Source organism: Pseudomonas sp. KCJK9016 (assembly GCF_046231795.1).
Lineage (GTDB): Bacteria > Pseudomonadota > Gammaproteobacteria > Pseudomonadales > Pseudomonadaceae > Aquipseudomonas > Aquipseudomonas bananamidigenes.
In genome coordinates this window covers 297,749-310,732 of sequence record NZ_JBJJMM010000001.1, presented here as the reverse complement: position 1 = coordinate 310,732, position 12,984 = coordinate 297,749, and the positions used below count along the sequence as shown (strand labels likewise).

General features: G+C 61.4%; 11 protein-coding genes. All 11 read left to right on the top strand.

Features of this window, described 5'->3' with window-relative positions; all coding sequences use genetic code 11:
- The first annotated feature begins 87 nt into the window (after nt 1-87).
- The 11 genes from aroQ to ACK6BI_RS01255 all read left to right on the top strand — a co-directional run bounded on the left by aroQ (nt 88) and on the right by ACK6BI_RS01255 (nt 12,972).
- Nucleotides 88-543 carry a type II 3-dehydroquinate dehydratase gene (gene aroQ, locus ACK6BI_RS01305; protein ID WP_065260261.1) on the top strand — a complete coding sequence of 152 codons (456 nt, stop codon included), beginning with the start codon at nt 88-90 and terminating at the stop codon, nt 541-543.
- 24 nt (nt 544-567) lie between these two features.
- Entirely contained in the window at nt 568-1,035 is a 468-nt protein-coding gene (gene accB, locus ACK6BI_RS01300; protein WP_065260262.1) for an acetyl-CoA carboxylase biotin carboxyl carrier protein, read from the top strand.
- A gap of 17 nt (nt 1,036-1,052) precedes the next feature.
- Nucleotides 1,053-2,411 carry an acetyl-CoA carboxylase biotin carboxylase subunit gene (accC, locus tag ACK6BI_RS01295; protein ID WP_409315698.1) on the top strand — a complete coding sequence of 453 codons (1,359 nt, stop codon included), beginning with the start codon at nt 1,053-1,055 and terminating at the stop codon, nt 2,409-2,411.
- Between the two features lie 165 nt (nt 2,412-2,576).
- A complete protein-coding gene (gene prmA, locus ACK6BI_RS01290; RefSeq protein WP_409315697.1) occupies nt 2,577-3,455 on the top strand; it encodes a 50S ribosomal protein L11 methyltransferase in 879 nt (292 codons plus the stop codon).
- Nucleotides 3,456-3,485: 30 nt separating this feature from the next.
- Nucleotides 3,486-4,757: a DUF3426 domain-containing protein gene (locus ACK6BI_RS01285; RefSeq protein WP_409315696.1), complete on the top strand. Its 1,272-nt coding sequence runs from the start codon at nt 3,486-3,488 to the stop codon at nt 4,755-4,757.
- Between the two features lie 185 nt (nt 4,758-4,942).
- Nucleotides 4,943-5,953 carry a tRNA dihydrouridine synthase DusB gene (gene dusB, locus ACK6BI_RS01280; protein WP_065260266.1) on the top strand — a complete coding sequence of 337 codons (1,011 nt, stop codon included), beginning with the start codon at nt 4,943-4,945 and terminating at the stop codon, nt 5,951-5,953.
- Nucleotides 5,950-6,270 carry a DNA-binding transcriptional regulator Fis gene (gene fis / locus ACK6BI_RS01275; protein ID WP_003186237.1) on the top strand — a complete coding sequence of 107 codons (321 nt, stop codon included), beginning with the start codon at nt 5,950-5,952 and terminating at the stop codon, nt 6,268-6,270. Before dusB ends, fis begins: the two co-directional genes overlap by 4 nt.
- 82 nt (nt 6,271-6,352) lie before the next feature.
- Nucleotides 6,353-7,960, top strand: coding sequence for a bifunctional phosphoribosylaminoimidazolecarboxamide formyltransferase/IMP cyclohydrolase (gene purH, locus ACK6BI_RS01270; protein WP_409315695.1), 1,608 nt, complete (start codon nt 6,353-6,355; stop codon nt 7,958-7,960).
- A 147-nt stretch (nt 7,961-8,107) separates the two neighbouring features.
- Nucleotides 8,108-9,400 carry a phosphoribosylamine--glycine ligase gene (gene purD, locus ACK6BI_RS01265; RefSeq protein ID WP_409315694.1) on the top strand — a complete coding sequence of 431 codons (1,293 nt, stop codon included), beginning with the start codon at nt 8,108-8,110 and terminating at the stop codon, nt 9,398-9,400.
- Between the two features lie 102 nt (nt 9,401-9,502).
- Entirely contained in the window at nt 9,503-12,280 is a 2,778-nt protein-coding gene (locus ACK6BI_RS01260; protein ID WP_409315693.1) for a response regulator, read from the top strand.
- Nucleotides 12,281-12,378: 98 nt separating this feature from the next.
- The gene (locus ACK6BI_RS01255; RefSeq protein ID WP_065260272.1) at nt 12,379-12,972 is read left to right on the top strand and encodes a MarC family protein; all 594 of its coding nucleotides are present in this window, start codon (nt 12,379-12,381) and stop codon (nt 12,970-12,972) included.
- Nucleotides 12,973-12,984 lie beyond the last annotated feature (12 nt).

The window sequence follows — 12,984 nt, the reverse complement described above, 5'->3', positions numbered from 1 at the left end:
TATTGCAGAGAACTGGACAGTCACAAAGCCTTTGCGGCATAGTCGCCGGGTTCTGATGAAGCCTCACCCAAAACAAGGAACACGCAGATGGCGACGCTACTGGTGCTGCATGGCCCCAACCTGAACCTGCTCGGCACCCGGGAACCCGGGACTTATGGGTCGACCACCCTGGCGCAGATCAATCAGGATCTGGAGCGCCGCGCCCGCGAAGCCGGCCATCATCTGCTGCACCTGCAAAGCAACGCCGAGTACGAATTGATCGACCGGATCCATGCCGCCCGCAGCGAAGGCGTGGACTTCATTCTTATCAATCCGGCAGCTTTTACGCACACAAGTGTCGCATTACGTGACGCGCTGCTGGGAGTGAGCATCCCATTCATCGAAGTGCATTTGTCCAACGTGCACAAACGCGAACCTTTCCGCCATCACTCTTACTTCTCCGACGTAGCGGTGGGAGTGATCTGCGGCCTTGGCGCCAGCGGTTACCGACTGGCCCTGGAGGCTGCACTAGAGCAGCTTGAACAACAAGCTATACGCCCCTGACCGACCCTTGGGAGTTGATGATTCATGGATATCCGTAAAGTTAAGAAACTGATCGAATTGCTGGAAGAGTCCGGCATCGACGAGCTCGAGATCAAGGAAGGCGAAGAGTCCGTTCGCATCAGCCGCAACAGCAAGACTCCGGCCCAGCAGTACTACGCTCCGGCACCTGCGGCCGCTCCGGTTGCCGCGCCAGCCGCTGCCGCTGCGGCAGCTCCAGTTGCCGCCGCTCCGGCTGCCGCTGCTGCTCCGGCGCTGAACGGCACCGTTGCCCGTTCGCCGATGGTCGGCACTTTCTATCGCAAGTCTTCGCCAACCTCGCCAGCCTTCGTTGAAGTCGGCCAGACCGTGAAGAAAGGCGACACCCTGTGCATCGTCGAAGCCATGAAGATGATGAACCACATCGAAGCTGAAACCAGCGGTGTGATCGAATCCATCCTCGTCGAAGACGGCCAGCCGGTTGAGTACGACCAACCGCTGTTCACCATCGTTTGAACTGCGGAGAGCCTTTGATGACTGCGAAGTTGGAAAAAGTTCTGATCGCTAACCGCGGTGAGATCGCCCTGCGGATTCTGCGTGCCTGCAAAGAGATGGGCATCAAGACCGTCGCCGTTTACTCCAAGGCCGACAAAGATCTGATGCACCTGGGTCTGGCAGACGAATCCGTCTGCATCGGCCCGGCTTCCGCTGCGCAATCCTACCTGCACATCCCGGCCATCATCGCAGCCGCTGAAGTGACTGGCGCCACCGCCATTCACCCAGGCTACGGTTTCCTCGCGGAAAACGCCGATTTCGCCGAGCAGGTCGAGAATTCCGGCTTCGCCTTCATCGGCCCGAAAGCCGAGACCATTCGCCTGATGGGCGACAAGGTGTCGGCCAAGCACGCGATGATCGCCGCTGGCGTTCCAACCGTTCCAGGTTCCGACGGCCCGCTGCCGGAAGACGAAGAAACGGCACTGCGCATTGGCCGTGAGGTCGGCTACCCGGTGATCATCAAGGCCGCCGGCGGCGGCGGTGGTCGCGGCATGCGCGTGGTGCACAGGGAAGAAGACCTGGTCGCATTCGCCAAACTGACTCGCACCGAAGCTGGCGCGGCGTTCGGCAATCCGATGGTCTATCTGGAAAAATTCCTGACCAATCCGCGTCACGTCGAAGTGCAGGTGCTGTCCGACGGCCAGGGCAACGCCATCCATCTGGGCGACCGCGACTGCTCGCTGCAGCGCCGCCACCAGAAGGTTCTCGAAGAAGCGCCGGCACCGGGCATCGACGAGAAGGCCCGCCAGGAAGTCTTCGCTCGCTGCGTCCAGGCGTGCATCGACATCGGCTACCGTGGCGCCGGCACCTTCGAGTTCCTGTACGAGAACGGTCGTTTCTACTTCATCGAAATGAACACCCGTGTTCAGGTGGAGCACCCGGTTTCGGAAATGGTCACCGGTGTCGACATCGTCAAGGAAATGCTCAGCATTGCCGCCGGCAACAAGCTGTCGATCCGCCAGGAAGATGTGGTCATCCGCGGCCACGCGCTGGAGTGTCGGATCAACGCCGAAGACCCGCGCACCTTCATGCCGAGCCCGGGTACGGTCAAGCATTTCCACGCACCGGGCGGCAACGGCGTTCGCGTCGATTCGCACCTGTACAGCGGTTATGCGGTTCCGCCGAACTACGACTCGCTGATCGGCAAGCTGATCACTTACGGCGCCACCCGCGACGAAGCCATGGCACGCATGCGCAATGCCCTGGATGAAATCGTGGTCGACGGGATCAAGACCAACATTCCGTTGCACCGTGACCTGACCCGCGATGAAGGCTTCTGCAAAGGGGGCGTGAACATTCACTACCTCGAGCACAAGCTGGCCGGCGACAAGCACTAAGCTTTCACCGGCACACGACAAGGCCGCCTTCGGGCGGCTTTGTTGTTTGCGCAGTTTTCATCTACTCACACATTACCCGCTCCCACAAAACCGTCGCGCTCGCGTAAACTTGCGCGCTTCTCGCAGCCATCTGGCTGCAATCAATCTTTTTCACAGGTGCCCGCCATGCCTTGGCTGCAAGTACGTCTCGCCATCAGCCCGGAACAAGCCGAAACCTACGAAGACGCTTTTCTAGAAGTGGGCGCCGTATCGGTGACCTTCATGGACGCCGAAGATCAGCCGATCTTCGAACCCGAGCTCAATACCACCCCGCTGTGGGCGCACACCCACCTGCTGGCCCTGTTCGAGGGCGGTACCGAAGCGGCGCCGGTTCTGGCTCATCTCGAACTGCTGACCGGCAGCCCGTTGCCCGAGCATCACAGCGAAGTGATCGAGGACCAGGACTGGGAGCGCAGCTGGATGGACGGTTTCCAGCCGATGCAATTCGGCCAGCGCCTGTGGATCGTACCGAGCTGGCACGCCGCACCACACCCTGACGCGGTCAACCTGCTTCTGGACCCGGGCCTGGCGTTCGGCACCGGCACCCACCCGACCACCGCCCTGTGCCTGGAATGGCTCGATGGTCAGGATCTGAAGGACTGCAACGTACTGGACTTCGGCTGCGGCTCAGGGATTCTGGCCATCGCCGCCCTGCTGCTCGGTGCGAAAGAAGCCGTGGGCACCGACATTGACGTGCAGGCGCTGGAGGCGTCCCGCGACAACGCCGGGCGCAACGGCATTGCCGACGAACTGTTTGCGCTGTATCTGCCACAGGATCTGCCGCAGGTCAAAGCCGACGTGCTGGTGGCCAACATTCTGGCCGGACCGCTGGTTTCCCTGGCGCCGCAACTGTCCGGCCTGGTCAAGTCCGGCGGACGTCTGGCGCTGTCCGGGATCCTCGCCGAACAGGGCGATGAAGTCGCTGCCGCGTACGCGCAGGACTTCGATCTCGACCCGATCGCCAATCGCGATGGCTGGGTGCGCATCACCGGCCGTCGGCGCTAGAATGACCGCCTGCTCAATCCGGATCGCCGCATGACCGACAGCTTCGTCACCCAGTGCCCGCATTGCCAAACCAGCTTCCGTGTCAGCCATACTCAGTTGAGCGTGGCCCGCGGGGTGGTTCGTTGCGGCTCCTGTCTGCAAGTGTTCAACGCCGCCAAACAGCTGCTCGAGCAACGCGCAGGCAAGGAGGCTGTCACACCGGTGGCGCCAGTCATTGCCGAACCGCCCCCGGTAGCCGAAACACCGGTCGTCGCCAGACCACCCGAGCCACCTGAACCGCCTCAACCACGCGCCATCAGCCAGAAACAGTGGAGCGCCGCAGAACTGGATCTCGACAGTCTGGATCTGGACGAGGAACTGGCTCGTCTCGAACAGCGGGAAATCCAGCCTACCATCGAATTCGGTGGCGCCCGCGAAGAGTCCCTCAGTGCTCGCCGCGACGACCACGAACCGGATAACGAGCCGTGGTCGGACAGCCTTTTCAGCGAACCGGCCGACGAACGGATCGTCGAGGCCGAACACGCAGACGACGTCGCCGATTTTGAACCGGCAAAGCCGGAACGCACCGAGCCTTCCCTGTCGCTGGTCCCGGTAGACCTCGATGACGAACCCGTGATTCCACAACTGCGCCTGCATGACCCGATCGATCCGGCATCTCGCCAGGCACGTCTGTCGGCCGGTACGGAAATCGATAACGATCCGCCAGCTGTCGAGCCTCCCCGCAAAAAGCGCGAACGCAATGAACCCGGCGTGCGTGCCGAAGCCTTGCAGGATCTGACCGACGATCCGCTGCAACTGGACTGGCAGAAGCGCCGTTCGCCCTGGGGCCGACGCCTGCTCTGGCTGCTATTGGTATTACTGGCCACTGCCGGCCTCGCCGGCCAGTACGTCGCCTATCATTTTGACGAGCTGGCCCGTCAGGACCAGTACCGCCCATGGTTCCAGCAACTGTGCCCGCAGATTGGCTGCACGGTGCCGTCCAAGGTCGATATTGCCAAGATCAAGAGCAGCAACCTGGTCGTACGCAGCCATCCGGACTTCAGTGGCGCACTGGTGGTCGACGCAATCATTTATAACCGCGCGCCATTTTCCCAACCGTTCCCGTTGCTGGAGCTGCGCTTTGCCGACCTCAACGGCCACCTGATCGCCAGTCGCCGATTCAAACCTGGCGAATACCTCAACGGCGACCTCGAAGGCATGGCGGAAATGCCGCCACAGACGCCTATCCACATCGCCCTGGACATTCTCGATCCAGGGCCGAAAGCGGTGAACTACAGTCTGAGTTTCCACTCTCCCGAATAAAGCGCCTCACCAATGTGTCATTGACGGCAGTTTTCTGACTTTGCCCTGTACGACCAAACCACAGGCAATAACGGAATGACTGTTCAGATTTTGTTCAATTCAGCCTTTATCCAGTCATCGAGAGCGGGTATCATGCCAACCCTTTTTCGAACTCTCATGATCCGGCCCCACTTCAGGGAAGTCCTATGTCGGCGGTACGCATCGGCCCATATACATTACAGAACGGCTTGATTCTCGCCCCCATGGCGGGTGTCACCGACCAGCCCTTTCGTCAGTTGTGCAAGCGTTTGGGCGCAGGGCTTGTAGTCTCGGAAATGGTCACCAGTGACATGAGCCTGTGGAATACCCGCAAGTCGCGCATGCGCATGATCCACGAAGGCGATCCCGAGCCACGCTCGGTGCAGATCGCCGGAGGCGACGCGCAGATGCTGGCGGATGCAGCCCGGGCCAACGTCGAGCTGGGCGCGCAGATTATCGACATCAACATGGGTTGCCCGGCAAAAAAGGTCTGCAACAAGGCTGCCGGCTCCGCGTTGTTGAAAGATGAAGCGCTGGTTACCGAGATCCTGCACGCCGTCGTGGCGGCGGTTGATGTGCCGGTGACCCTGAAGATCCGCACTGGATGGGATCGCGACAACAAGAACGGCCTGACCGTGGCGAAGATCGCCGAGCAGGCCGGGATCACGGCGCTGGCAGTGCATGGCCGCACCCGCGCCGACCTGTACACCGGCGAAGCCGAGTACGACACCATTGCCGCGATCAAGCAGGCGGTGTCTATTCCGGTCTTCGCCAATGGCGACATCGTATCGCCGGAAAAGGCCCGCTACGTGCTCGACGCGACCGGTGCCGACGGCCTGTTGATCGGCCGGGCCGCCCAAGGGCGACCATGGATTTTTCGTGAGATCGAACACTTCCTGCGTACGGGAGAAAAACTCCCGGCGCCGGAGCTGTCCGAGGTGGAACGCATTCTGCTTGAGCATCTGGCCGCCCTCCACGCCTTCTATGGGGACGTGATGGGCGTACGCATTGCCCGAAAGCATGTGGGCTGGTATCTCGCAACCTTGCCGGGCGCCAGGGAGTTTCGCGCCCGTTTCAATCGTTTGGATGGTACGGAAACACAATGCGCCAACGTTCGGGAGTTCTTCGCCGAACGTTATAAGAGCCTGACAGGGGACGAAGAAGGGGTGGCCGCATGACGATGATGACCGAGACTTTAGTGAGTGGAACAACACCCGTGAGCGACAACGTGAATTTGAAACAGCACCTCAACACCCCGAGCGAAGAAGGCCAGACCCTTCGCGGGAGTGTCGAGAAAGCGCTGCACAATTATTTCGCCCACCTTGAGGGCGCAGCCGTCACGGACGTGTACAACCTGGTGCTCTCCGAAGTCGAGGCTCCCCTGCTCGAAAGCGTGATGAACTACGTCAAGGGCAACCAGACCAAGGCCAGCGAGCTGCTCGGACTCAACCGCGGCACGCTGCGCAAGAAACTCAAGCAGTACGATCTGCTGTAAGCATTCAATCCAACCAGAAAGGCGCCCGCGTAAAACCGGTCGCCTTTTTTGCTGACTTCCCTTGCTTTTGATGGAAATTGAGATGACCGACCAGACTACCCGCCTGCCGATCCGCCGCGCCTTGATCAGTGTTTCCGACAAGACCGGGATCCTCGAATTCGCCAGGGAGCTGGAAGCCCTGGGCGTGGAAATCCTTTCCACCGGCGGGACCTTCAAACTGCTGCAGGACAACGGCGTGGCCGCAGTGGAAGTCGCGGATTACACCGGTTTCGCAGAAATGATGGACGGTCGGGTGAAAACCCTGCACCCGAAAATTCACGGCGGGATCCTCGGTCGTCGCGGTGTCGATGACGCGATCATGAGCGAACACGGCATCAAGCCGATCGATCTGGTGGCCGTCAACCTGTACCCCTTTGAAGCCACCATCAGCAAGCCGGGCTGCGACCTGCCGACCGCCATCGAGAACATCGACATCGGCGGTCCGACCATGGTTCGTTCGGCGGCGAAAAACCACAAAGATGTAGCGATCGTGGTGAATGCCAGCGATTACGCCAACGTCCTGGAAAACCTCAAGGCCGGCGGTCTGACCTACGCGCAGCGTTTCGACCTGATGCTCAAGGCGTTCGAACACACAGCCGCCTACGACGGCATGATCGCCAACTACATGGGCACCGTGAACCAGGCTGCCGAAACCCTCTCGACTTCCGGCCGCAGCGAATTCCCGCGCACCTTCAACAGCCAGTTCATCAAGGCCCAGGAAATGCGCTACGGCGAGAACCCGCACCAGAGCGCGGCGTTCTACGTTGAGGCCAAGCCTGCCGAAGCCGGCATCGCCACTGCCACCCAGTTGCAAGGCAAGGAGCTGTCGTACAACAACGTGGCCGATACCGACGCCGCACTGGAATGTGTGAAGAGCTTCGTCAAACCGGCCTGCGTGATCGTCAAGCACGCCAACCCGTGCGGCGTAGCCGTGAGCCCGGACGCCGAAGGCGGCATCCGTCAGGCCTATGATCTGGCCTACGCCACCGACACCGAATCGGCATTCGGCGGCATCATTGCGTTCAACCGTGAACTGGACGCCGAAACCGCCAAGGCAATCGTCGAGCGTCAGTTCGTCGAAGTGATCATCGCCCCGAGCGTCAGCGCAGAAGCCCGCGAAATCGTCGCCGCCAAGGCCAATGTGCGCCTGCTGGCCTGCGGTGAATGGTCGGCGGATCGCGTTCCGGCCTGGGACTACAAGCGTGTCAACGGCGGCCTGTTGGTGCAGAGCCGCGACATCGGCATGATCGGCGCCGACGACCTGAAAGTGGTGACCAAGCGTGCACCGACCGAGCAGGAAATCAACGACCTGATCTTTGCCTGGAAAGTGGCCAAGTTCGTCAAGTCCAACGCCATCGTCTACGCCAAGAACCGTCAGACCATCGGCGTCGGCGCCGGCCAGATGAGCCGCGTGAACTCGGCACGTATCGCTGCGATCAAGGCTGAGCACGCCGGTCTGCAGGTCGCTGGCTCCGTAATGGCATCCGATGCGTTCTTCCCGTTCCGCGACGGTCTGGACAATGCGGCCAAGGTCGGTATCACTGCGGTGATCCAGCCAGGTGGTTCGATGCGTGATGCTGAAGTGATTGCTGCTGCCGATGAAGCCGGTATCGCGATGGTGTTCACGGGCATGCGCCATTTCCGTCACTGATACGCAGATTCAAATGTGGGAGCGATCCTGCTCGCGAATGCAATCTGTCAGCGACGTTGAGGTTGACTGACACACCGCTTTCGCGAGCAGGCTCGCTCCCACATAAAGCGCTCCAGCAGCGCCTGACAGAATTTTGAGGTTTTTGAAATGAATGTTTTGATCATTGGCAGCGGTGGCCGCGAACACGCCCTGGCCTGGAAAGTGGCTCAGGATCCGCGTGTGCAGAAAGTTTTCGTCGCACCGGGCAACGCCGGCACCGCGATTGAAGCCAAGTGCGAAAACGTCGCCATCGACGTGCTGGCCCTCGAGCAACTGGCGGATTTCGCCGAGAAAAACGTTTCCCTGACCATCGTCGGCCCTGAAGTACCGCTGGTCGCCGGTGTTGTCGACCTGTTCCGCTCCCGTGGCCTGGACTGCTTCGGCCCGACCGCCGGTGCCGCACAGCTCGAAGGCTCGAAAGCCTTTACCAAGGACTTCCTGGCGCGCCACAAGATCCCGACCGCCGACTACCAGAACTTCACCGAGATCGAGCCGGCCCTGTCTTATCTGCGTGAAAAAGGCGCGCCGATCGTGATCAAGGCCGACGGTCTGGCCGCCGGTAAAGGCGTGATCGTCGCCATGACCCTGGCCGAAGCCGAAGACGCCGTCCGCGACATGCTCGCCGGCAACGCGTTCGGCGACGCCGGCTCCCGCGTCGTCATCGAAGAGTTCCTCGACGGCGAAGAAGCCAGCTTCATCGTCATGGTCGACGGCAAGAACGTCCTGCCGATGGCCACCAGCCAGGACCACAAACGCGTCGGCGACGGCGACAGCGGTCCGAACACCGGCGGCATGGGTGCTTACTCCCCGGCTCCGGTCGTCACCGCGGACGTGCACCAGCGCGTGATGGACCAGGTGATCTGGCCGACCGTGCGCGGCATGGCCGAGGAAGGCAACGTCTACACCGGCTTCCTGTACGCCGGTCTGATGATCGACAAGGCCGGCCATCCGAAGGTCATCGAGTTCAACTGCCGTTTCGGTGATCCGGAAACCCAACCGGTGATGCTGCGCCTGCAGTCGAGTCTGGTGCTGTTGGTCGAGGCGGCATTGGCCCAGGCACTGGACAAGGTCGAAGCGCAATGGGATCCGCGCCCGAGCGTCGGCATCGTGCTGGCGGCCGGCGGTTACCCGGGCGACTATGCCAAGGGTGCGAAGATCAACGGTCTGGACGCGGCAGCCGCACTGGAAGGCAAGGTCTTCCACGCCGGTACCGCGCTCAAGGACGGCAACGTCGTGACGGCCGGTGGTCGGGTGTTGTGTGCCACCGCCATGGGCGCCAGCGTAGGCGCCGCTCAGGAGCAGGCCTACAGGCTGGCCAAGGCCATCGACTGGGAAGGCTGCTTCTACCGCACCGACATCGGCTACCGTGCCATTGCCCGTGAACGCGGCGAAACCCGCTGATAAGCTACGCTGTGTGTCCGGCAGGGACCTTGCGTCCCTGCCGGACTGTTCCGACGCTGCGCATCGTTATATTCTGGCATCAACCTACGAAGGGATTTCGCCGTGCGCTGGCTCAGGATTGCCATAGGCTTCACCGTCACCTTGCTGACCTTGCTCTGCATGCTTCCGGCCCAGGCCGCGCAAGGCAGTGGCTGGTCGATATTGCTCGACGATCAGGGCATTCTTCAGCTGAGTGATATCCGCTCCGCCCGCTACACCAACCAATTCAGTCCCATCGAGCTCGACCGCCTGACCGCAGCCGAACCCGATGGCGCATTATGGCTTCGCTTCAAACTCGCTCCCGGCAAGCACGAACAAGTGCTGCGGATCTTCGCCCCCGACCTGTCGCACCTCAATCTGTACGTACTGGACGGCGAACAACTGATCGAGCAACGGGAAACCGGCACAAGGCAGGCACAGGCCGAGCGCCCTCTGCCCAGCAGCGATTTCCTGCTGCCGCTGCCGCAAAGCGACAAGCCCCTCGACGTTTATCTGCGACTGGTCTCCGAACACCAGTTACGCCCCTACATCACCCTGCAATCGGCGGTGATGGGCGCGGCCAACCATAACCAGACGCTGATCTACGGGCTGCTGTTCGGCTGCCTCGGCATGCTGATCCTGCACAACTTGATCCGCTACGCCTACACCCGCTCGCGCAGCAGCCTGTGGCTGGCGGTGTGCGAAGGCCTGCTGAGTCTGAGCCTGTTGCTGCTGCTCAACCTGGCCGGTCCGTGGCTGCCGAACTGGCATGCGATCCAGACCCCCGGCGCCTATCTGGCCCTGTTGCTGACGGCCCCGGCCGGCCTGATGTTCGCCTACCGTTTCTTCGCTCCGCTCGGCGAACATCCGCTGAACAAGCTGCTGCTGGGCGACATCCTGCTCATCGTGATCTGCAGCCTGCTGCTGTTGTTCGTCAACACCCTGCCGCTGAACATCATCACCTACGCACTGGTGGCGCTGGCCGGGCTGAGCATGCTGCTGGTGGGTTTCTATCACTGGCAGAAAGGCTACCGCCCTGCCCGGCTGTTCGTCGCCGCGATGGTGGTGTTCAACATCGGCACGCTGATCATCCTCCCGGCGCTGCTGGGGTTGACCCTGGTGGCGCCGCAAGGTCTGATCATGACGCTGATGGGCTTTATCTGCATCAGCGGACTGCTGATGAGCATTGCCCTGGGCGAACGCCAGCGCAGCATCACCGAAAGCCGTTTCAGCATCAGCCGCGACCTTGCCGCAAGCAACGCCGAGATCAATGCCAAGGCCGAGTTCCTGGCCAAGATCAGCCACGAAATCCGCACCCCGATGAACGGCGTGCTGGGCATGACCGAGCTTTTGCTCGGCACGCCGCTGTCGGTCAAGCAACGAGACTACGTGCAGACCATTCACAGCGCCGGCAACGAACTGCTGACCCTGATCAACGAGATCCTCGACATCTCCCGGCTCGAGTCCGGACAGATCGAGCTGGACGACGTGCAGTTCGATCTCAACGCCCTGATCGACGATTGCCTGAGCATCTATCGGGCGAAGGCCGAACAGCAGAGCGTGGAACTGATCAGTTTCATTCAGCCGCAGGTGCCCCGGGTCATCAGCGGTGATCCGACGCGCTTGCGCCAGACCTTGCTGAGCCTGCTGGAAAACGCCCTGAAGAAAACCGAGGAAGGCGAAGTGCTGGTGGTGGTCGCCCTCGATGAACGCAGCGTCAGGCCGCGCCTGCGCATCGCCGTGCAGGACAGCGGTCAGCCGATGGATCAGGAAGAGCGCGACGCGCTGATGCACGCCGAACTGCACAGCAAGCATTTCCTGTCGGCCAACCGGCTGGGCGGCAATCTCGGGCTGGTGATCGCACGGCAATTGATTCGTCTGATGCAGGGCGAGTTCGGTATCAAGAGTGGCGGCTCCCAGGGCAGCACACTATGGCTGACCCTGCCCCTGGATCCCGATCGCCTGGAGCATCCGACCTCCGACCTCGACAGCCCGCTGCAGGGTGCGCGGGTGCTGGTGGTCGACGACAACGAAACCTGCCGCAAGGTGCTGGTGCAACAATGCAGCGCCTGGGGCCTGAACGTCAGCGCCGTGCCTTCAGGCAAGGAAGCACTGGCGCTGCTGCGCACCAAGGCCCATTTGCGCGACTATTTCGATGTGGTCCTGCTGGATCAGAACATGCCGGGCATGACCGGCATGCAACTGGCTGCCAAGATCAAGGAAGACCCAAGCCTGAATCACGACATCCTGCTGATCATGCTGACCGGCATCAGCAACGCGCCGAGCAAGATCATCGCGCGCAACTCGGGGATCAAACGCATCCTGGCCAAACCGGTGGCCGGTTATACCCTCAAGACTACGTTGGCCGACGAACTGAACCAGCGCAATCGCGGCCAGGTCGTGTTCCAGCCTCAAGTCACCGGCCCGGCCACGACCGTCAAGGTTCCGAGCGACTTCCGCATCCTCGTGGCCGAAGACAACACGATTTCCACCAAAGTGATCCGCGGCATGCTCGGCAAGCTCAACCTGCAACCGGACACCGCCAGCAATGGAGAGGAAGCCTTGCAGGCCATGAAAGCCCAGCGCTACGACCTGGTGCTGATGGACTGCGAAATGCCGATCCTCGACGGTTTTTCCGCGACCCAGCAACTGCGGGCCTGGGAAGTCGGCAATCAGCGCATCCGTACGCCGATCGTCGCACTCACCGCGCACATCCTCGCCGAGCACAAGGAACGCGCACGTCAGGCCGGCATGGACGGCCACATGGCCAAACCGGTGGAGCTGTCGCAACTGCGCGAGCTGATCGAGCACTGGGTGGCCCAGCGTGATCAGCACAATCGCACGACAGCCCGTACTCCCTGACCCCGGTCAGTACTCACGTCTTCGACTGGAACATCGTGTGATCAAGCCAGAGCCGCCTGATAGACTCCGTTCAACTTTCGTCGGCGCGAGTTTCAATCATGCTCCATGAGTTGTTCAGCGTTTACCTGAAGATGCTGGTGCTCTACAGCCCGTTCTTCGTGTTGTCCTGCTTCATCAGTCTGACCCGGGGTTATTCGCGCAAGGAACAACGCCGACTGGCCTGGAAGGTGGCGATCGCCACACTGGTTTCCAGCGTCCTGCTCTATCTGTTCGGGCGATTCATATTTGAGATATTCGGCATCACGGTGGACGCCTTCCGCATCGGTGCCGGCAGCGTGCTGTTCATCTCGGCGCTGGGCATGGCCCAGGGCAAGCCGGCGGTGCAGGCCGACAATGTGCAGCAGGACGTGACCATCGTCCCGCTGACCATCCCGCTGACCGTCGGCCCCGGCACGATCGGTGCGCTGCTGGTGATGGGTGTCAGCCAGCCGCACTGGGACGACAAGCTGATCGCGATCATGAGTATCGCGCTCGCCAGTTTTACCGTCGGCGTGGTGTTGTATCTGTCGAACCGGATCGAGCGGATTCTCGGCGATCAGGGTTTGCAGATCGTCAGTCGGCTCATGGGATTGTTTGTCTGTGCCCTGGCTGCGCAGATCATCTTTACCGGGGTGAAGGGGTATCTGGGTTGACTCGCCATCCCT